Origin of the sequence: Chryseobacterium sp. SIMBA_038, assembly GCF_046535115.1 — a bacterium.
Lineage (GTDB): Bacteria > Bacteroidota > Bacteroidia > Flavobacteriales > Weeksellaceae > Chryseobacterium.
This window is the reverse complement of sequence record NZ_JAWRXH010000006.1, coordinates 134670-156136: the sequence shown is the minus strand read 5'-3', so window position 1 is coordinate 156136 and position 21467 is coordinate 134670. Positions and strand designations below refer to the sequence as shown.

Below are 21467 nucleotides of genomic sequence, written 5' to 3'. Positions count from 1 at the left end.
GGTGTGTGGTGTTTGGTTTTTTATATCATTTTCCTTCTTTAATAGATCTGGAAAGTATTTTCGTTTTCCTCAATAAAAAATCAGGCATCAGATCTGTTGGAAGATACAACATACTTTCGCCCTTATTTTGAAGTTCTTCTGTAATTCCCGGGTTCCATGAGAGAAGTTTATCAACATCTACATCAAGCTCGTCCGCAATTACATTTAAATTAAATCCAGCATTAATCTCTGTTTCCGCCAACGTGGAATTATCTTTTCGGCTTCCTCCATTTACGAAGAAAACAGTATTCATTCGTGAAGAATTATAGTTGCTCAAAACGCTCTGCAATTCTCCGGTTGCGTAACATGCATTTAAATATTTTTTGACATGATTAATGGTTTCCTGCGGAAGATATTTATAAAAAATATGATACTGTGAAGAACCTGCCGCCTGCATTGCTTTGGCAACATTTCCTTCTCCACAATTGTAGGCAGCCACGACGGTTACCCAATTGTTATATTTTTTATAAAGATTCGTCAGAGAAACCACCGCGACTTTTGTACTTTTATATAGATCATTACGATTCTGCTCCGAAAGTCCGTACTGATTGGCATGAGAGGTCATAAGCTGCCAAGCGCCCACCGCTCCGGCTCCGGAAGTGATGTTTCTGTTAAAATGAGACTCAATTAAAGCCAAATTTCTCAAATGTTTCGGTAATCCTTTTTGAGCAAGAGAATGTTCAATAAAATCAACGATCTCTTTGTTTGAATTAATGATATTTTTATATCTCCTCACGCTGTTTTCCGAAGTATCGGATGCAGCGAGAAATTGTCCGTTCACAAATTGTGAAGAACTCATCAATATTATTCCTAAAAAAATATTTTTGAAGTTCATGTTTATATTTTTTGACAAATCTGCTGCTCTGTTAAAAACAGCAAATCTGCCTTTTTACTTTATTTATTCTACTTTCCAGGTTAATTGATCCTCTTTCCAATCAACATTCAGTGTTTGTCCGGCTTTTACTTCTTCTCTCACGATCATTTTTGAAATTGGTCTTGCCAACTGCGCTCTGATCACTCCTGAAATCTGTCTCGCTCCATATTTACTGCTGAATCCTCCTAAGGCAAGGTTTTTCACGGCTTCATCTGTAATTTTTAAGGTCATTCCTAACCTGTGAAGCGATGCGTGAAGTGATTTTAACTGAATATTAAAAATTCTTTCTGCAATAGATTCTGTGATCGGTGCAAAAGGAATAATTTCTGTGATTCTTGCCAAAAATTCCGGTCTGAATTTACCTGAATTTGACATAATTTGCATTAATGCAGGTGATTGCGGAACTTTTCCTTCTTCAAACTGTTTTACAATTTCTTCGCTTCCGATATTTGAAGTAAATAAAATCAACGCGTTGCTGAAATCTCCTTCTTTTCCAAGCTTATCATGCACTTTTCCTTCATCCATGATCTGTAAAAAGACATCAAAAACTGAATGATGTGCTTTTTCAATTTCATCAAATAAAACTACTGTGTAAGGCTGCTGACGAATTTTATTCACCAACATTCCACCTTCCTCGTAACCAACATATCCTGGAGGCGCACCGTATAAAAGAGCCGCCGAATGTTCTTCTTTAAACTCAGACATATCAAAACGAACCATTGCTTTTTCATCATTAAAAAGCAGTTCTGCCATTGATTTTGCCAATTCCGTTTTCCCTGTTCCGGTTGGTCCCAAAAGGAAGAATGAACCGATTGGCTGTCCGGGCTTGTTTAATCCGCTTCGGTTTTCAACGATCGCGTCAGAAAGGATTTTTAAAGCATGATCTTGTCCGACAACTCTGTTCAGTAGAAGACCTTCCATATTCAGAAGTTTTTCTTTTTCCTGAGCCTGGATTTTCCCGATTGGAATATTTGTTTTTGCAGCCATGACAGCCGCCAATTCCAAACGGTCTACTTTTTCTCTTTTCTTTGATGCGTGCTGTAAAAGTTCAGCATAAGTTTCTTCAATTATTTTCTGAATTTCCTCGACAGGCATTGAATTGTCAATTTGTGGCTGCTCACTTAAAGAACCCCACAAAATCGGACTTATTTTATCTCTCAATAAATTATAGTTCCAGATTAATTCGTCTGCTTTGTCTTTATCATCCAGATATTCTTCCTGTAAAATGGTTTCATAAATGCCTTTCCAGCTTTCTAGTTCTTTTTCTGAAAGTTCATCAAGCATTTTAATTGCCGCCATTGTTCTATCTAACAAATCAATTGCTGCATCGGGTAATTTTTTACCTTTTGCATAACGTTTTGCTAAACGGACACATTCCGGAAGAGCAGTTTTTTCAACTTCAATTCCGTGGTGTTTTTTGTAACCGTCTAATAAAACATCAATCATTTTAACGCACGTTTTTTCGTCCGGTTCGTTGACCGTTAATACTTCAAAACGACGGTTAAAAGCCTGTTCAGGTTCGATGATTTTTCTATACTCTTCCTGAGTTGTAGCTCCGATTACTGTGATTTCTCCTCTTGCCAATTCTGGTTTAAGAAGATTAGCAACGTTTCCGATGCTTCCTTTTGGATCTAAAAGCGTGTGAATTTCATCAATGAAAAGAATTGCTTTTTCGATCTTTTTACATTCAGTAATGATCTTTTTAAGACGGTCTTCAATTTCACCTTTATAAGAAGTTCCAGCCAGTAAAGCTCCTGTGTCAAGTTCTAAAAGCGTTCCGTTTTTAAGCATTTCGGGAACGTTTCCTTTGATAATTTCAGTTGCAAAACCTTCTACCAAAGCAGTTTTACCAACTCCAGGTTCTCCGATGATAATTACGTTAGGCTTAGTTCTTCTACAAAGAATTTCAACCAACATTCTCAGTTCTTTATCTCTTCCGATGATGTTTTCTAAGTCACCTTTTCTGGCCTGTGCCGTTCTGTCTACACAATAGGCTTTAATGGATGGAAAAGAATTATCGGAATAGTCTGAGCCATTTGAAAATAAGGAAGAAACTCCATCATCCTCAGTATTACCAAATGGTGTATCTTTTCTATATAAATTGAATATTTCGTGTTCTCTAAGCGGTAATGACTTCAACTGCTGCAGTGAAAAAACAACCTGCGGCTTCACAATAGCTGTTAAAAGGCAAATCGGAGTGATCTCGTCCAGCCCCAATTTCAAACGAATATCATCTGCTTCCTCAATAATATTGTCTACAAATTCATCCTGTTTAGCCTCATCGGGAAGGTGCGTGGTTTTAGGATAATCTTCAATACGGACGTCTGCCCATTCGTAAAAATATCCCGGATCTTTATCTATGTTTTTTAAAAATTCATTAAGACCGATATCTTTGTGCATTAAAGCCTGAAGAATATGCGGACCACCATAAGTGGCATTATAATTTTCTCTCGCGATTGATTGTGCAATATGAAAAAGTTGTTTTACTGTCTCGTTGGTTACTAGTACTCCCATTTTACTATTTTTCTCAAAAATTAATACTATATCTGATTTTGGTGTGTGATGTTTTGATTATGTTTTCATTAAATTTTAAACAAATATTAATCCACAATCGTTAAAATTTTTATTCTTTACTAAGATATTAGTTTTTTTTCAATAATATTAGATATGTCTTTTAAATGTGAGATAGTTAACATTTAGACAAAAAATATATAAATCTGTTTTAATGATAATGTTTTTTTAACGCAAAGCCCGCAAAGATTTTTTTGATATAATTGAGGATATTCTTCGTTCGCAAAGGCGTTTCACTCAGCTAAGTTTAAAAGTAAGTTTTTAATTAAAATATTGAAAAAAACATAAAAAAATTCAAACTCTGAAATTGATATATTGGTAATGGTAAAAAAAGACCGCCTTGAGGGGACAGTCTTTTTTATGAATGTTGATTATGTGTAGATTTTAGCTAGACGGCCATAGACCTTCGTAAGCAGAATTACCATAATTGATCTTCTCTGCGCTTATGATAAAGCTGATCAACATGCTGTTTTCGTCCACCGCGTCGAAGTCTACTTCATGCTGAATTACGTATCCGTTTTCCCAGTTCAAAGTAATTAATGTACCTTCTTCGTGAGATTTGTTGAAAGTAATTTCTCCGCTTGTTGGTTTGTACTTTCCGTTTAGTAAGCTTTCCAGAATGTCTGATTTTTCTGTTGCTTCTACGGTTAATTTAATGATTGCGTTTGAGGGGTCTGACGCTACTCTACCAGATACATCTGTAGATCTTGAAACGCTGTAATTCAGCTTCAATAGTTTTTGACCTTCGCCTCCGTTGAATTTTAAAATTCCTCTTGAATTTGCTGCCATGATAGTAAATTTTTAATCGTTAATAATATTTTGTGATTCAGTGATTGTTTAACAAAGATAAAACGGTTAATTTTTTTTTGAAAGCATTTGAAAACAATTTTAAAAATTTGTCGTAATTCTACGATTTGATGTAGTAATTCTACGATCGTTGATAAAAACGAAACTTTAAAAACCCTTTATTAATGATAGTTTACGATTTTTCATGGATCTTTAAACTTGTCACATTCTTGATTCCAGATTGGAAAATAATGTATCTGATCTCAATATTTTTTATTAATCCATTTTCTGAAAACAGTGTATATTTTCCGTTATAATCAATTTTCTGATCGGGAGACTGAAATGTTTGTAAAATATCTATTTCCTGGGCATGCCTTTCGTCGCCAACTTTTTGCTGAATTATAATAGAAATATTTTCTTCACCGATTGTTTGCTCAACATAAGATTTTCCGTTTACAAATTCATTTCTTACAGATGCAAAATAGGTTTTAATGAAACTATCATATTTCATTCTTTCATTGAATAAGCTCTGATCCAGAACCGCCATTTCAAATTCGTCAATGTAGATTTTAGCATATTTATCTGGAAAAAAATCAAGCAGTTTTTCCTTTATAGATTTAAAATTATCAATGGTTTCTTTTTTCAGACTAATATTAATAACTTTTCCTTTTGAATCTGTTTTAATGACTATCGGATTCAAAGAACGGATAGATTCTGTTGCCAGATCTGCCATTTTGCTTCCGGCCTGATCATAAAAATTATTTTTAAAAAGGTGGAAAATATGATCGTTGGAATCTTTTTTAACCCATTTTAAAGAAGCCGTAAAAGAAATAAAATTACTTTTCTTTTTATCTTCATTTTCTGTGGCTTCCGTGATATTTACATCAAATATTTTACTGAAATTTTCGGGATCAAAAGATAATGTTGGATTCAGTTTGGGATGTTTGAAAGGGGCATCATTTTTTGAATTATATTCGTTGATATCCTTTAGCTCAGGAATTAATAATTTTTTCCGCGGAATAAGTTCATCCTGGATATAATCTTCCCTTGCACAACGTTTATTGTGATATTCTTTAAGGTATTTAGGGTTTTCGAGTTTAATTTCTTCAGATATACTTTCCAGTGTTTCCCCATGAAGTATAAAATGAACGATCATAGTTTTTGTTTTTTTTGATATTAAGCAATTTAGTTAAAAATATTCTTCTAAAAAATAATTTTACATTACTAAATTCTTTTAAAATCAATATTTAAAGATTAATTAAAATAAAAAGCGGCATGCAAAATTTGCACACTGCTTTTTATGAATCTATTAAAAAAATTAGGTTTAATAAAATTATTTATTTTACTTTTTTTCCAGTTCGTATGAGCTTGTTTCACCTACTGTTTTATCAATGAAACTGCTTTTCAATACATATTTACTTTTGTTTTTAGAAATTGTAAATGCCGAGTTTTTATTATCTTTTTCAGCAAGTGTTATTTCATCCGGCGTTGTATTTATTATTATTAAATCTTTTTTAAGATTCTCAACATAACTGTCTAGCTGAAATTTAGCTGAATTACCATCAATTTTAACCGAGATCTGCCCCCAGCCTCGAGGATCACCAGATTCTTCTTTCATTCTCAGAAAACGACCTGTGTAATTGCCTATCCACTGTTTGTCTGACTGAGCTGTTTTTGCGAATGTCCCGCCGTTATTTCTTACACTGTTCACTATTGTAGCGAGAGTCATAGATTGAGGTTGATTCATTTTAGAGATCCTCATATCCGGCTGCTTTGTCTGACCTTTGAAGAATATAAAAGGTAATTCTTTCTGATTATCCGGAACAATATGCTCATCATCTCTTTGATAATTATTATCCAAAGAAACCTGTAATTCCTTTTGCGGATTGATGATCAATTCCGTGATATCATTAGGATAAGCCCATAAATAGACACCGGGAAATCGACTATCCTGAAGAACCGGATTAAAATATAAAACCGGTTTTTGCTGATTATCAACAATATCATAAATAGCATAATCTACTCCGTCTTCATATCCCTGAGCCCTTACAATTTCTTTTTTATCATCGTTATCCAGATCTACGAGCCATTTTTTATTGATCGAAGCCCACGGATAGGTAAATTGATAGATGATTTTACCATTTTTAAACCAAAATTCATGCGTATTTTCGGCTGCAGAATCTGATGCTGTAATGATCACTTCTTTTTCAGGATCACCATTAATATTTACTTCTTCCTGACTTTGAATTTTTAAATCTGAAGGAATATTATACTTATTTTCATTCTTTACATTGATATCAGCTGCTGCATTTTTCACTGTTAGATTTCGATTTTCTTTGCATGAAAACCCTAACATATACAGCGCTAAATAAAAAATTACGTTACGTTTCATTTATGTTCCTGTTTGGTTATTTTGGTCCGGACTCACGTTAACATCCGTTCCTAATTCTGTAATTTCCGTAAGCGGATTAAAAGACGGTTTCGACATCTTTTCTTTTCTGACCTCAAAATGCAAGTGAGCCATTTTTGCAGCCTGTCCGCTCGCGTTTCCTGTCTGTCCTGTTTTTCCGATCGGATCTCCGGCACTTACCTGACCCGTTGTATATTCTGAAAGGTGACAATACATGAAAAAATATTTTTGTCCGTTATAATTACCTTCTAAAAACGTCCTGTTTCCGTATCCGTTGGGATCTTCTAAATAGGTGATCTCACCATCAACACAAGCATAGATCTGCGTTCCTACAGGAGCATACAGGTCTAAACCATCATGTTTACCGCCTGTTCTTCCGTGGTAATCACTCTTCCCTGGCGACCATTGTGTATCTGAATACCATCCTCTTAACTGCATACTGTCCAAAGGATTGTGCCATTCTGAACTTCCTCCGATCTTTCCGCAGTTACATTGAATTCCGAATTCTTTTAAAAATCCTTTTTTAAGGTGTAAATCACTAGTCCCAGCCAATTCTTCTTTTAAAAACTTGTCATACTTTTCTAAAGCGGCAGTCATTGTCTGAGCAGGCTGTCCGTATCTTCCCGGCGGTAAACTTGCCCATTCATAACTTCCATATTGTTCCAGTGCTTCTTTTACCTGATTCTTGGTGATCAATGGTAAACTTCCTGCTCTTTTATGTTTAAGAATCAAAATACAAAGTTTGTCCTGTGATTCTGCAGTAAAATCGGGCACCGAATATTTTTTAATATAATCATGAGCTTCTTCATAGACTCCTGCTTTTTTATTGTCGCTGGTTAGTTGTTCTCCTTTCAGCCACCACCAAGTGTACCTCATTATCTGGTAAGCTCCGGCTGCTGAAGATGAATAAGCCCCGGCTGTGATCACATTCTCAGGATGTTTGGTCATATCTGTAAACTGTGTTCCGCTATATTGCGTCGTGTAGCCTTTTTCGCCTTCTGTACCTTCGCCTACTCTAAGCATTCTCATAAACGCTCTGATTCTTGCTTCACATTCACATTTCTTGCCAATTTCAAAATAAGCGCCCTCTTTTTTCAGGAATTCTCCGTCGTGCTTTTTAACATCTCCTGTACATTCTGCTTTTAACCAAAGATATTCTGTCACACTTTTATAGACATCGAAAGTAATTTGTTCATCTTTATTATAAACTTCATTGGTTAAAGCTTTTTCGATGGTTTCTATTTTCGGGAATTTTTTCTCTTTTTCAAGTTCATCCTTAATTTTATTGGCAACAATGCCTGCTATTTTCTTTTTCTGTTCTGCAGTTGCCGTTTTATTTCCATTACTTCCGAATTTATAAGTATAAGTTCCGTCTTTTATTCCGCTTAATTTATCTTTCCAAGTAACTAAATTTTCATCAGATTTTGGACGGAGTTTTATTTTTACTTTTGCTAAGCCATCTTGTACGGTAACTTTTAAGGTTGTAATTTCATTACCATTTTCTACACCTTCTAAAACCGGTAAATTTGCATCTTTTTCTACTAAAATTGCATCCTTTTCTCTGATATTAATACTTACCTCTTTACCATCCAGTAACATCGTTCTGGCAACCACATACACTTCCTCTTCCAGAGGTGCATTGTTGATTCTTACGAATTCAGGACCAAGTTTGTATAAATTTACAGAAATACTTTCACCTTTTTTATAAGAAGTTTGGGTGAGTGCAGTTTTGATATCTTCAAGTTTAGCATATTTTTTATCATTTTTAACCAAATCATCAACTCTGGTTTTAATGATTCCTGCAATTTTATCTTTATCAATATTGTTATTATTGCTTTGGAATGTATACTGATGCTGTCCCGCAGCTTCTGAAGTTTCTTTTTTAAATTCTTCTTTAGCAAAATAAGCATCCAGAAGACCTTCTACTTTCACATTATCTACAACACTGGTACTTTTACCTTCAGGCTTTGGCTGAGTAGCAGGTTTCTGAGGTTCAGCTGTCCCTTTAGTTTCTGCTTTAGCTTCAGGTTCCTGTCCTACAGGCGAATCTTTTGTTTTGGGAGGTTGTTTACCCTGAGGTTCAGGAGCTGGTGCTTTTTGAGCAGGTTTTGGCTGTTCTACAGGTTTAGGTTTATGTTCGGGATTTTTTACGTCGATATTAGCAGTAGCATGTTTTTTATTTTTATAATATTCTACCGTTACGTAAAACTCCATTTTTTCGGGATCTGTTTCTCCTTTTGCTGCTTTTTGCATTAAAGCTTTCGTTAAAACAAACTCTGCAGCTGCCACACCATTTTTCCCAACAACTCCTTGTTTACTGTCAACAAAAAGGTTGTTTGAGTTATGTCCTTCGCCTTTTGCATCATCTTCCCAAAGCGTGAATAACAGTTTTTCACCTGTAAGATTTACACACTGAGCTTTTGAAACCAATTTTTCGGTATAGCTAAAAACTGCTCCTTTTGAATCATCAACATAATGTAATTCAACTTTATTAATTTTTGGAACTCCGGCAGGCTGTGGTGTAATATCAATTGTTGTAGAACCTTTACCTTCAGGTTCATAAAGATATGCTTCCAGGCGGTACGTATGTTTTGAGGCTACTTCACCAAAAGTAAAATTTCCATCGCCTATTTTTTTGATGTTGGTGGTGGTAAAACTTCCGTTGGAACGTTTTTTAAATAACTCCCAGGTTACTAATGCCGGATTTTGTTTATTTTTTGGTGTCGAAGGATACCATCCCGTAATTGAATACAGGGTCTTTTCTCCTACTTTTGGAGCAGGATTTCCGGATATTTTTGAAACTCCTTGTTTAGACATATCAGAAAGTTTTTTAAGAGTTAATAAGCATCTATTTCACTTTCTTCAACAGTCTCCTTGAAGTCGTCTATTTTAACAAGCGGATTGATGTGCTGAACGCTTTTTGCATCTGCATTTTTTACATTTTGCTTGCTCATTTCTCCACGCTGACCGTGGTCTTTTATCGTGATCTTTCCTCCTATAACACATTGCAGCTCTGATTCTTCGGTAACGATCTTTTTGTCCATTACTTTCACTTTGTCGTAGGTTTTCTGCCATTTTCCGGCTGGAGAATACGAGCATGGCAAATACCCACCTGAACTGGGTTTTAATTTACACTGACCGAAACTTGGCCCGGGAGGATTGAACTGGAGATCGTCTTCTGTTACAGCAAGATAATCTGCACTTCCTTCAGAATCATTCCAATAATGCTGTTTATGGGCCGTGACTTTATACTGAGGAAACTGATTTCCCTGATTACATTCAGCCTTGCCTTTCTGAACGACAAAGTGTTTGCCGTCATGAGGTGATGATTGATCTGACATATTTGTGTGATTTGGGTTCTATAAAGATAAAAAATTTACGTTAAAAAATAAAAAAAGCAGAAATAAATTTCTGCTTTTCAATATTATACATTATTAATGTTTAGTATATTCGGGTTCTTCAACGGGCATCATGGTTGGCATGAAGTACTCATTTAACCAATAAAATGTTTGTCCGTTCTGTTGAATTTTTACTGCCGGATTGTTTCTGTGCGTAAGCATTCTGTCTGCCAGATCTTTGTAATGACGGAAGTAAGTTCTTGCCGTTTCATTGGTAATAATCTTAGATTTTTTCCAACCTTTCAGCTTGTATTTTGACATTAATTCTTCTTCAGAATTATCAAAACCGGTACTTACACCCACTGCATAAGACATTGGCTGTTCGTATAAATCGCTTTTATCCAAAAATTTATTGGTAGGATTATACTTTTTAAGCAACCTGATATATTCATTAATTGCACTTGACTGATTGAAATCTGCTCTTTCAGCACCCGTTTTAAGATAAACTTCAGTGTAGAAAGCTTTAAGATTGTCATATTCCGTTTCTGAGATCAAAATACCTTTTTCAAGGCCTGGTTTAAACTCTTTTAATTCTTTCGGAATGAAACCTTTCACCAAAAACGGACTTCCGTAATTGATCAACTGTGCTGCAATTCCTGCAGGAACCGGATTTGTAAGTCCAGGATACAGATATTTATATTTTAAATCAACATCAGTTCTTCCCGCTCCAACTGAAGAGTGGAAATAATCATTTAATGATTTATCTAAAGTTTCATTATCTAAAGTAACCTGAGCGATCAAGCTGTCAACCGATTTTTTAAGATAGCCCGGCGTTGCGATATCCCCTTTTTTCGGGAAAATAACGAAACCTTGAGACATACTCTGTTTTGGATAATTTAATGAGAAAAATCCTTCATCTCCTTCTACAAGACTAAAATTATTCTTCGTTAAAACATCATTCTGATTGATGATTTTCTGTTTTTTAAGCTCAGCAATATTTTTAGCAGTGTTGGTGACAACATTTTCAGAAAGCAATACAAAATCATTGTAAGTATCTGATGATCTCGCACTTGTCTGGAACATAATTAACCTTGCCTGAGCCTGAGTAAGAGAATTAATCACTCCGTACATATTTCCGCCCTGATTGGCTGAAGTTCCAACAGTTATCACAATATTCGTCTCATCCGGAACGTTTGAAAGAAGATTTCCGGCAGCCATCAAACCTTCATTTACAGGTTGGTAACCGCTGTTGCTAGGGCAATTCATTTCATTCGATTTTTGGTCGATGAATGTTGTAATCTTGCTGTAATCTGTACTTAAATTTGATACTGCTACATTGTCTCCACAAGAATTATTTTTAAACAAAACAACTCCATATTTCACATTATTGAAATAAGATGGTTTTTCAAATCTAAGCTGAAGATCCTGTAATAACGATTTTACGATTGGAGCATACGGCGCGTTCGAACCACTGATGTCTAAAGCAAAAACAATATTGATCTTTTTATTTTTTTCTGTAATTTCTCTGTAACGATCGAAATAAATCGGCTCGCCTAAAACATTGAAAACATAGTTTTTACTGTAATCTAAAATGTTGGTGAAATACTTTGTTTTAGAATCCGCCGTCGGAGCGTCATTTAAAGGTAATGTTACAGGATAAATATTTTCAAGAGGCGTTCTTTTGTTGACGTCGGTAAGAAGAACGGCAGTTCTGTTTTCAACATCAGTTCCGCCCGGAGAACCTTCATGCAAACCTAAAGCAGTTTCTGAAACTCCTGTTGTATTTTTCATTTTCACAGCAGAACGTTCACCCCATGCCGAGATTACATTTGAGCTCACCCATCCATACAGGCTCGTGCTGATACTATCCATATCAACCGATGGTCTTTTGCCTACAAGAAATCTTTTGTTGTTTTCGGCCTGTTTGTAGACGTAAACGACTTGCCCGTTCGGAATCTTAACATTTGCCTGTTCGATCAGACTTGGCGAATTAAATACCATGATCGAATCATTCTTGTAATATCTCTCAGAGCTTTTAATAACATCACTGTTGCTCGGCAAAACCGCTACTCTCACAGGAAAACCTGTTTTTTCGCTTTTTAAAGAATTGCTCCAAAGAAGAAGATCGGATTCCGGGATCCAGCCGTAAGTTTTGATCTGTTTAGACGAAACTTTTTTCATTAAAGCATCAGGAATATATTCTGCTACTTTTACCATTCCGTCACGGTGTTTCAGAACCATTAAAGGCTCTAAAAACTTAACTTCTTTATATGATTTTTCATCACTTTTATCAAGATAGGCCGTATTTCTGGATCTGTCTGAGATAGCGATCCACGGCACTGATTTTTTAGGAAAACCATTGACAACCGGTGAGTTATCAACCTGTCCGTATTGTGAAGGTTCCGGAGTTTTTTTCGACGGCAGTTTTACCTGGCAACTCGTCAATAATACAGAAACTCCGATGTAATATGCTGCTAGAGGAAGTTTATTTCTCATCCTAATTTATCTTTTATGATTGGTGCGCCCGAAAGGACGATTATTTGCTTTGATTAATGTCAACTTTGGTTACACAGTTCTGCGTATCATCAAAATTCACTTTTACAGTCTGGATGACGTTGTTTTTGTCAAACTGAAGTCCTGCGCAATACATGTAAAAATTATTTGCCTTGCTGTCGTTTACTTTCACCACTGTATTTTCGTTGTTACACAGATAGGTTCTCAACAGATAATTGTAGTGTGTATTGAAGCTGTTTCCGTTCGCGATCTGCTGTAAATGATATTTAAAATCGTTATCAATTTTAGCATAAGCATCTTCCACGCTCACTTCTTCTTCCAAAGCGTCATAACCCTGAAGAATTTTTATGTGATGCAAGATAGGCTCAGGACTTTCGTCTGTGTATAAGGTAACTACATAATCACCCGGTTTTTTGTAAGAATAGATTGCCATTTTGTCTTTGGAATCTATGTTTCCTGTTTCACCGAATTTCCATGTAAACTGTTTTGCATCTGAAACTGCACGAAACTGTACATTTTCAAAATTCATTGCCTGAGATGGCGCATCGATTAAGGTTTTAATCTTCAACGTATCCTTTGGTTTCGGAATTCCTCTTGCAGAAACCATTACCGGGAAAGATTTAGAATATTTATTATCCACGATAAGCGTTACCGAATAATATCCTGGTTTATTGTAAAAATGAAACCCTGTGCTTTTATCAGAAGTTGTACCGTCTCCGAAATTCCATCTTTTGGTTTTTGCGAACTGGGTTTTATCTTCAAATAAAAGTGTATCTCCTACCTTTAGAGAAGACGGATACACCACTCCCACAATGTCATCGGCGGAGTGTATGACTTTCTTCTGCAACCACAATGCAACCAGGGCTGCTATGAGCAAAGTTGCAATAACACCAATGATAATGTTCTTTTTGTTTTTTTGAAAATAATTCATAGTTAATAATTGTGATGTGTTTTGTTCCTAATGTTTTTTTTGAATTTTGGTTATTGGTTTCTTGCCTTTAAAGCATTTTCACGCTGAAAAAGCTGACTTTTCTTTTCTTTAAAACCGATTGAGCATTCGTCAAACTGTTTTTCAAAATTCTTTATGTTTTCAGTTTTACTTGAAATAACTTTTTTATCGTCGAAGAACATTTTGTAAAACTTGGCGATCTGAGGATACGCTTCTTTTCTGATATCTAATACATTGGCATTCTCAAAAGAATTAGCAACATCATTGATACCGTTCATAATATTATTTTCCTCAAAAGGCTGAGGAACCTCATTGGTAAGTCTGTTGATTTGCGTAAATGTGCTGTCTAAAACTCTTTGAGTAACTTTTTGCTGCTGATCGAATTTGGCTTTCTGTTCCAGATTTTGAACAGAAATAACGTCTTCATCGGAAAACGGCGACTCAAAACCTTTCAAAAAAATAATTCCCAGAAAAATAAGTGCCGCGAAAAGCATAAGTACTAAATAAAGAAACTGATAATGCCTTTCCTTTTTTGATAATGTGATTTGTCCCTGCATAATTTCTGTATTTATCTTCTTTTTCTACTTCCGGTAAATTTCCTTGTAGGATCCAGTCTCAATTCATTATTTGCGATCCCGATCTTGCCTCGGCACTCGCTTAAATCCCTCAATGCGATCTGTTCCTTGTAAGAAACAGTAACAATCTGAGTCTTTAAAGCCAGTATAGGCTCCAACTGTTTCATCAGAATAGAATAATGCTTAAAGTTGTCTGCACTGTCTTTTCCCATGATGTTTTTGGCATCCCGTACATTGTCCATGATATAGTTTTTAAGGAAAATATCATTATCAACCTTGCTTATGTCAAGCTGGTTCATTCTGTATAAAATGCTGTCTACATGAGTCCTCAGCAGGTCGCTGCGGGTAAGTAATTCGCGGTATTCGTCTGCCTGTTTTTTAATTCCTTCCCTTTGGGTGTCATAACTTTTAAAAAAGAAAAAGACACTGGTGAAAGAAACGGCTGATAAGACGACAAAAGATAGAACAAACTTCCAAATGCCTATTCTAACGTCTGATTTGTTTAATTTTTTCTCCCTATTCGAAGACATATATTTGTGATTTGTTTGGCAGGTGAAAATATAAAAAAAAAAATTTATGCACAATATTTAAATTATCTAGTTAAAAAATACTGTCATAATATTTAATTTAAGATTAATTTTCACTTTAATTAGTTTTTCATACATTAGGCCTCTAAATTTTAAATATCTTACACCAAATCGATATTAAAGTGAGTAAACTATTAACTAATACCGTACGATTTTCTATTGCAGACAGCGATTTTTATTTTAAAAAAATAATGATCAAAACCCTTATGGAAAACCCTTTTTATATGCTTCTCAATGACTGTAACAACGGCCACGAGCTTGTAAACAGGATTTACAGAAGACAGGAAGATGTGTTCATTATTGAACTTTTTATGCCGGTATTAAGCGGAATCGAAGCCATAAAATACATCAGAAAAAGCAATTCTGAGACGCCAATCATCACTTATTCCGGGACTTATCAGGAAGATATGGCGGAAATCCTTTCAAAAATCCCAAATACTTTTTATTGTCAGAAAAAAAGCAGTGTCATAAAAGATATTGTTAAAGGCCAAATTGCATCCAATACATTTGATTACGAAGCTTATTCCAAAGAGTGGGAACAGCAGCCATTGGCCGTTCAGGAGTACATGGACAGACAGAAAAAAAGCCAGGGAGAACTTTCTTCTACCGAGATTCAGTTGATGAAATTCTGTTATGAAGGCTTCAGTAACAAAGAAATAGGAGAAAAATTAAATCTCAGTACAAGGACTATCGACACCTACATAAACAGGCTTACGGAAAAGCTCGGATTGAAAACAAAACTCCATCTGATACGCTTCTGCGTAGAAAATGGATACTACAATTCCAGCATGTAATACTATCTTAACGCAAACATAATATATAGTAAACATTAAAATCTCAACCTTTTACCGAAAAATAATTCGTGACTAATTTGCTAGTATTCAATTTTTTTAACTAAATTTGCACACCTAAAATTTAAAATTTAAAAAGGAAATGACAAAGGCAGAATTGGTAAACACCATCTCAAATAAGTTGGGAACAGAAAAGAATGAAACACAGAAAGTTGTAGAAGCTTTTATGCAGGAGATCAGGACTTCTATGTATAATGGAGACAATGTTTATCTAAGAGGTTTTGGTTCTTTTATCATTAAAACAAGAGCAGCAAAAACAGGAAGAAACATTTCTAAGAACACTGCAATTGAAATTCCTGCACACAACATTCCTGCTTTCAAACCATCAAAATCTTTTGTTGAGAAAGTAAAAACGAAAGTTACAGTAAAATAAGAAATTAACTGAATATTAACTAGTTACTAAAAAATTAAAATTATGCCAAGCGGAAAGAAAAGAAAAAGACACAAGGTTGCAACTCACAAGAGAAAGAAAAGAAGAAGAGCGAACAGACACAAGAAAAAATAATCTCTTTTTTTCGAGATTTATAATATAACAATATAGTTGGTGGTTTTATTTTTTTAAAGTTCACCGACTATATTTTTGTTTTGCAACAACTATAAGATTTTGTGCAAAATCAGGAGTGGTCACTTTTATTTTTATTAATAAAGTACGGTGGTTTTGATTTAATTCCTAAATTTAAAAACTTAATCATCCTGATAAAAACCACACCAATTTCACAACATCTTAATAATTTTATCTTACAACAAAATGAAGAAAGAACTAATAGTTTCGCATGAAGGCGACTTTACGAAGATCGCACTGCTAGAAGACGGAAGACTATGCGAACTTCATGAGGAAGAGGACAAAAGTGATTTTATAGTTGGAGATTTGTTTATAGGAAAAGTAAAAAAGCTGGCTCCGAACCTTAATGCAGCATTCGTAAATATCGGTTACGATAAAGATGCGTTTCTGCATTATCAGGACTTGGGACCGCAGTATCTTACGTACAAAAAGTTTCTAAAAGATACTATTTCTAAAAAACAAAGTACTTCAAGTTTAAAAAGTTTCGAGATACAACCCGAAATCGACAAAAACGGAACAGTAGAAAAAGTAATCGTTAAAGACGATCTTGTTCTGCTTCAAATTACCAAAGAACCTATTTCTACAAAAGGACCGAGAATTTCAACTCAGGTTTCTTTAACGGGACGTTTTTTGGTTTTAATACCTTTCGACAATAAAGTTTCTATTTCCAAAAAGATCAAAAGCTATGAGGAAAAAGAAAGACTGAGAACTCTTATTGAAAGCATCAAACCAGAAGGTTTTGGCGTTATCATAAGAACTGTTGCAGAAGGAAAAAAAGTTGCCGACCTTCATAATGATATGAATCAGCTGATTCAGAAATGGGAAAGCACTTTTAAAAACATCCAGAAAAACAAGTTTCCGTCTAAAGTTTTAAGCGAAGAAGACAAAGCTTCGGCTATTCTGAGAGATAATTTCAACCAAGATTTTGTAAGCATCATCTGTGATGACGAGCAAATGGTGGAAGAAATGAAAAATTACGTAGAAGTAATTGCTCCGGAAAGAAAAAACATTGTTCAGTTTTACGATTCACACATCCCTCTCCTCGAATATTATAACGTAGAAAAACAGCTTAAACAAAGCTTTGGAAAACACGTAAATATTCCAAGTTCAAAAGGTGCTTACCTTGTGATAGAACACACAGAAGCACTGCACGTAGTTGACGTGAACTCCGGAAATAACATCACAACCGGAAACGCAGCCAATAAAGAACACGCTCTGAACGTGAACAAAATGGCAGCAACAGAAATCGCAAGACAATTGCGTCTCCGTGATATGGGCGGCATCATCGTTATCGATTTCATAGATATGCCAAACCCCGATCACAGAAGAGATCTTTTTGAACATCTGAAAGCAGAAATGATGCGCGACAAAGCTCGCCACAAGATCCTGCCTCCAAGTAAATTTGGATTGATACAGATTACCAGACAGAGAAACCGTCAGGAAAAACAGATCGAAACAAAAGAAGATAACCCGAATAAAGACGGAGAAATCATCGCTCCGATCGTTATTGTGGAAAGAATGGAAGAAACCATCAGAAATATTATACAAAAGGATAAAGGAAAACTTTATCTGCACGTACACCCTTTCGTGGAAGCTTACCTTACAAAAGGTATTAAAAGCATCCAGATGAAATGGTTTATCAAGTATAAAAAATGGGTAACCATCATCCCAAGGGATTCTTTTAAATATTTAGAATACAAGATTTACAATTCGAAAAAGGAAGAATTGATAGGATATTCTAACTAATACAAAATTTTAAAACCTCTAGCTTGTCTGGAGGTTTTTTTGTTATATTTGCAGTCTTAAAACACACATACAGAATGACTAAAAATTTATTTCTTGTGCTGCTTCTTGCAGTACAGACTGCTTTTGGACAAATTATTTCTAAAGATTTTTCTTTCGCTTCAAACGGGATATACACACTGCCCGGAAATCTTACCTGGTCAATGACTCAAGATTCTGTTGGTGGGATTTATTTTACTCATAATGTAAATATTTACCCCATAATTAATGTATCCGAATCTTATTTATCAAAACTTACAGCCAATGGAGTTTTAGACCACTCCTTCGGAACCAATGGAACAATTCCGCTACCCTATAATAGCTATTTGAATGAAGTTAAAATACAAACAGATGGAAAATTGGTGGTTTTTGGTTTCACTAATACACAATCTATAGCAGTATCAAGAATACTTACCAACGGACAGTTGGATCCCACTTTTGGAACGGACGGAACAGTAATCATCCCTTCCCTTGTGACTGATCAAAACTATGCATCCTTTGGAATTCTTTTACAGAATGAAAAAATTCTTGTTCATGCCGTCAATTATGGTCAAAATATACAACATCAACATGTAATTATCAGGCTTAATGCCAACGGAAACATAGATAGCACTTTCGGTAATAATGGGTATGTAGCTACGCAAGGCACCCCTGCAGGCAGGACATTCGTAAGAACAGATAATCAATCTAATATCATTTGCTTCAGTAGTGACGGCGGTTTTATTCGAAAGTTTGATTCAAACGGGCAGCCACTAAGCAGTTTTGGAAATAATGGAATGGTAGCGTTACTCAATTCTAGCGGCTATGGCTACGGCAGTACTAAGACTATATTTGTTGATAGCAACAATAAAATTGTTTTCTCATTAAACTCTGATGATGAAGTCCTTAGAATAAATCCGGATGGAACTTTAGATAATACATTTAATTACAATTCAAATATAAACTCTGGTCTGAACGGAGGTTCATGGATTCAAAGTATTGCCGAGAAAGACGGAGCTTATTATATTGGAGGAGCTAGCTATCCAAACAATTTAATTTCAAAACTTACTCAAAATGGTTCGGCAGATCCTATTTTTAATGATTATTTAGAAACAGACTCTGATGCGGAAGAAATGATTATTAATAACAATAATATTATTATAAGAGGGAACGGATTTATTGTAAAATATCTGCTTAATACCGGAACTTTATCCACAACGGATATTATAAAAAGTAACAATGATATTTCTTTTGAAAACCCTGTTAAACACAACTTAGTTTACCAATCAAAAGAACAAGTAAATAAAATAGAGATCTATTCTACAGATGGAAAAATCGTTAAAACTTTAAAAGACAACAATGCAAATGTTTCAGAATTATTAAAAGGAATTTATTTTGCAAAAATCACTTTTGAGAACGGAAAAACAGTTGTGAAAAAATTGATGAAGAATTAATTTTTTTGTTTTCATATAAATAAAAAACTGTTAATCAGTTAATTAAACCCATGTAATACATATGTAACACTTATTATTTTTGTACAGATAAATTCTCTTAGTAAAATTGCAGACTCAATTTACTATAAAATTAAAAAAACAAACAAATGAAAAAAAATCTATTACTAGGACTAATCTTGGTAGTCCAAAGTGTATGTGCGCAAATTATTTCTAAAGACCTTTCTTTCGCTTCAAACGGAATATACCCTATCGCGAACAACAATTCATGGTCTAGAATGACTCAAAATCTGGATGGAAGTATTTATTTCACTTACAGTAAAGACAATCCAACTTCAGGAAATTACGAATCTTTCCTATCAAAACTTACCACGAACGGAGCTGTAGACTCTTCTTTTGGAAACAACGGAGAGCTCAAGTTACCTTATGCAACCAATGACAGCCAATTAAAAAAACAAACTGACGGAAAGCTTGTTATTTTTGGCTTCGATGATTCAAACGCAGCTATTTCCAGAATCCTTCCTAACGGACAATTAGACACCGCATTTGGTATTAATGGAACAACCGAGATCAATAATGTTGGTTCAGATATGAATGTTCGTGGTTATGGGCTACTTATTCAAAACAATAAAATCATTCTTTATGGAGAAGCGCTTGATCCTAATTCACCTTCTTATCTTCATTATAAAGTAATTTACAGGTTAAATGAAGACGGAAGTATTGATACCACTTTTGGAAATAATGGATTTATTACAACTGCCGATGGAAAATTTATATTTCTAGATAATCAATCGAACGTTATAGTCTTAGGCGGTACAACAATTGAAAAATACAATAACAACGGACAGCCTCTTACAAGTTTTGGAAATAACGGAATAATGAGTCATACAATTTCTTACGGATATGTTGGCAGTGCTTATATGGACAGCAATAACAATATCGTCTATTCTAATATGGATGCTGAAATTGGAAGAATAAAATCTAACGGAACATTGGATAACACCTTTAATTTTGATCCTACTTCTCTTCCTTTTACTACATGGATTCTGAGTATTATTGAAAAAGATGGCAATTATTATATCGGAGGAATGAACGAAGGTAGTGATGTGAGATATTTTATTTCTAAATTAAATCAAAATGGTTCAATAGATCCTAGCTTCAATTATTATTCAGAAACCAATCCTGATTTGGGTATTATTGGAGACATGATCGTTAATGACAATAACATTATAGCTAATGGAAGTAATAATATTGTAAAATATTTGCTTAATAATGTCACATTATCTACTGCGGAAACAGTAAAAAACAACCAAGAAATTTCTTTTGAAAACCCCGTTAAACAAAACCTCGTTTACCAATCAAAAGAAAAAGTAAATAAAATAGAGATCTATTCTACAGATGGAAAAATCGTTAAAACTTTAAAAAACAACAATGCAAATGTTTCAGAATTATTAAAAGGAATTTATTTTGCAAAAATCACTTTTGAGAACGGAAAAACAGCTGTAAAGAAGCTTATGAAGAATTAATTTTTCATCTGAAAAATCTCATTTAATCTTATAAAAGTATTTACTTAATTTTAGTAAATACTTTTTTGTTTTTAAGCTGAAACAAAATAAATTTACACAATGAGTAAAGATCACAACTACAAAACCACCATCCAATGGACAGGCAATAAAGGAACAGGAACCAGCAATTATAGAAGCTACGAAAGAAGCCACACAATTTCCGTAGAAAATAAAGCTATTATTGAAGCTTCTTCCGACCCCGCTTTCCGTGGAGATAAGACAAAACATAATCCTGAAGATCTTTTTCTGTCGTCTTTATCGTCTTGTCATATGCTTTGGTATCTGCATTTTTGTTCAGAAGCCGGAATTATTGTTACAGACTACACCGACAACGCAACTGGGATTATGGAAGAAACTTCCAACGGAAGTGGACATTTTAGAGAAGTTACGCTCAATCCGACCGTCATAATTACAGAAGAATCGATGATTGAAAAAGCAAAAGAGCTTCATCATAAGGCAAATGAATTTTGTTTCATTGCTAACTCAGTAAATTTTCCTGTAAAACATATCCCTATCGTGTTAGTTAAATAATTTTATTAATATTTTCAACCACTTCAAAATACGATGAACATTAGATTTATCTAACAATAACTCTAAATTTTCAAACAAAAACTCCACCAAAAGAGAATTATTT

Annotated in this window: 17 protein-coding genes; 6 read left to right on the top strand and 11 right to left on the bottom strand. The window is 34.6% G+C overall.

Annotated elements, in window-relative coordinates:
- Window positions 1–25: 25 nt before the first annotated feature.
- The 11 genes from SB689_RS16990 to tssO form a co-directional block, all read right to left on the bottom strand.
- Complete coding sequence (locus SB689_RS16990) at window positions 26–874, bottom strand: lytic transglycosylase domain-containing protein (protein ID WP_410693302.1); 849 nt, start codon at window positions 872–874, stop codon at window positions 26–28.
- A 63-nt stretch (window positions 875–937) separates the two neighbouring features.
- Window positions 938–3427, bottom strand: a complete 2490-nt coding sequence (locus SB689_RS16985) for an ATP-dependent Clp protease ATP-binding subunit (RefSeq protein ID WP_410693301.1) — start codon at window positions 3425–3427, stop codon at window positions 938–940.
- A 441-nt stretch (window positions 3428–3868) separates the two neighbouring features.
- Complete coding sequence (gene tssD / locus SB689_RS16980; RefSeq protein WP_072409673.1) at window positions 3869–4273, bottom strand: type VI secretion system tube protein TssD; 405 nt, start codon at window positions 4271–4273, stop codon at window positions 3869–3871.
- A gap of 190 nt (window positions 4274–4463) precedes the next feature.
- On the bottom strand, window positions 4464–5426 hold the full coding sequence (locus tag SB689_RS16975; protein WP_410693300.1) for a hypothetical protein: 963 nt from the start codon (window positions 5424–5426) through the stop codon (window positions 4464–4466).
- A 186-nt stretch (window positions 5427–5612) separates the two neighbouring features.
- Window positions 5613–6662, bottom strand: a complete 1050-nt coding sequence (locus SB689_RS16970) for a hypothetical protein (protein WP_410693298.1) — start codon at window positions 6660–6662, stop codon at window positions 5613–5615.
- Entirely contained in the window at window positions 6663–9497 is a 2835-nt protein-coding gene (locus SB689_RS16965) for a peptidoglycan DD-metalloendopeptidase family protein (RefSeq protein WP_410693297.1), read from the bottom strand.
- 20 nt (window positions 9498–9517) lie between these two features.
- Window positions 9518–10021: a DUF4280 domain-containing protein gene (locus tag SB689_RS16960; RefSeq protein ID WP_410693296.1), complete on the bottom strand. Its 504-nt coding sequence runs from the start codon at window positions 10019–10021 to the stop codon at window positions 9518–9520.
- A gap of 93 nt (window positions 10022–10114) precedes the next feature.
- Window positions 10115–12514 carry a type VI secretion system protein TssR domain-containing protein gene (gene tssR, locus SB689_RS16955; RefSeq protein WP_410693295.1) on the bottom strand — a complete coding sequence of 800 codons (2400 nt, stop codon included), beginning with the start codon at window positions 12512–12514 and terminating at the stop codon, window positions 10115–10117.
- Window positions 12515–12554: 40 nt separating this feature from the next.
- The gene (locus SB689_RS16950) at window positions 12555–13463 is read right to left on the bottom strand and encodes a PKD domain-containing protein (RefSeq protein ID WP_410693294.1); all 909 of its coding nucleotides are present in this window, start codon (window positions 13461–13463) and stop codon (window positions 12555–12557) included.
- 50 nt (window positions 13464–13513) lie between these two features.
- The gene (locus SB689_RS16945) at window positions 13514–14038 is read right to left on the bottom strand and encodes a type VI secretion system transmembrane protein TssO (RefSeq protein ID WP_410693293.1); all 525 of its coding nucleotides are present in this window, start codon (window positions 14036–14038) and stop codon (window positions 13514–13516) included.
- 11 nt (window positions 14039–14049) lie between these two features.
- Entirely contained in the window at window positions 14050–14586 is a 537-nt protein-coding gene (gene tssO / locus SB689_RS16940) for a type VI secretion system TssO (protein ID WP_410693292.1), read from the bottom strand.
- A gap of 179 nt (window positions 14587–14765) precedes the next feature.
- Between tssO and SB689_RS16935 the strand changes: the two genes are divergently transcribed.
- From SB689_RS16935 to SB689_RS16910, 6 genes are all read left to right on the top strand, one after another.
- A complete protein-coding gene (locus tag SB689_RS16935; protein ID WP_410693291.1) occupies window positions 14766–15437 on the top strand; it encodes a response regulator transcription factor in 672 nt (223 codons plus the stop codon).
- 139 nt (window positions 15438–15576) lie between these two features.
- Window positions 15577–15867 carry an HU family DNA-binding protein gene (locus SB689_RS16930; protein WP_027388329.1) on the top strand — a complete coding sequence of 97 codons (291 nt, stop codon included), beginning with the start codon at window positions 15577–15579 and terminating at the stop codon, window positions 15865–15867.
- Between the two features lie 375 nt (window positions 15868–16242).
- On the top strand, window positions 16243–17802 hold the full coding sequence (locus tag SB689_RS16925; RefSeq protein WP_410693290.1) for an Rne/Rng family ribonuclease: 1560 nt from the start codon (window positions 16243–16245) through the stop codon (window positions 17800–17802).
- Window positions 17803–17876: 74 nt separating this feature from the next.
- Complete coding sequence (locus tag SB689_RS16920; protein WP_410693289.1) at window positions 17877–19271, top strand: T9SS type A sorting domain-containing protein; 1395 nt, start codon at window positions 17877–17879, stop codon at window positions 19269–19271.
- Window positions 19272–19417: 146 nt separating this feature from the next.
- Window positions 19418–20794 carry a T9SS type A sorting domain-containing protein gene (locus tag SB689_RS16915; RefSeq protein ID WP_410693288.1) on the top strand — a complete coding sequence of 459 codons (1377 nt, stop codon included), beginning with the start codon at window positions 19418–19420 and terminating at the stop codon, window positions 20792–20794.
- Window positions 20795–20893: 99 nt separating this feature from the next.
- On the top strand, window positions 20894–21364 hold the full coding sequence (locus tag SB689_RS16910; protein WP_410693287.1) for an OsmC family protein: 471 nt from the start codon (window positions 20894–20896) through the stop codon (window positions 21362–21364).
- Window positions 21365–21467 lie beyond the last annotated feature (103 nt).